Source organism: Paenibacillus pasadenensis, from assembly GCF_023715725.1.
GTDB lineage: Bacteria > Bacillota > Bacilli > Paenibacillales > Paenibacillaceae > Paenibacillus_O > Paenibacillus_O pasadenensis_A.
In genome coordinates, this window is the sequence record NZ_JAMBOT010000060.1 from 1 (window position 1) to 432 (window position 432).

The window sequence follows — 432 nt, forward strand, 5'->3', positions numbered from 1 at the left end:
GTGCCCAGCTCCTGGATCGCCTGCTCGGTACTGAAGGCCGGGTTGGCGCGCATGGTCTGGGCGGCGGTTTTCACCGCCTTCTGGTCCTTCGGCGTAAAGGCGCGCAGGGCATGCTGCACGCGGTTGCCCAGCTGGCCGAGCACGGCGTCGGGAATATCCGCCGGGTTCTGCGAGACAAAGTAGACGCCGACGCCCTTGGAGCGGATAAGGCGGATCACCTGTTCAATTTTATCCAGCAGCACCTGCGGCGCGTCGTTGAACAGCAGCTGCGCGCCTCATCGAAGAAGAACACCAGCTTCGGTTTATCGAGGTCGCCGGCTTCCGGCAGGCGCTCGTAGAGCTCGGAGAGCATCCACAGCAGGCTGGCGGCGTACAGCTTCGGCATCTGGTAGAGCTTTTCGGCGCTAAGGATATTGATCACCCCTTTACCGC

2 protein-coding genes are annotated in these 432 nt (G+C 62.5%); both read right to left on the reverse strand.

The window, feature by feature from the left end:
- Positions 1-242: helicase HerA-like domain-containing protein (locus M3223_RS23950; protein ID WP_251566302.1), on the reverse strand; the 242-nt coding region annotated here is incomplete at its 3' end.
- Positions 215-432, reverse strand: a 218-nt coding sequence (locus tag M3223_RS23955; RefSeq protein WP_251566304.1) for a helicase HerA-like domain-containing protein, incomplete at its 5' end; no start/stop codon positions are given. The genes M3223_RS23950 and M3223_RS23955, both read right to left, overlap by 28 nt.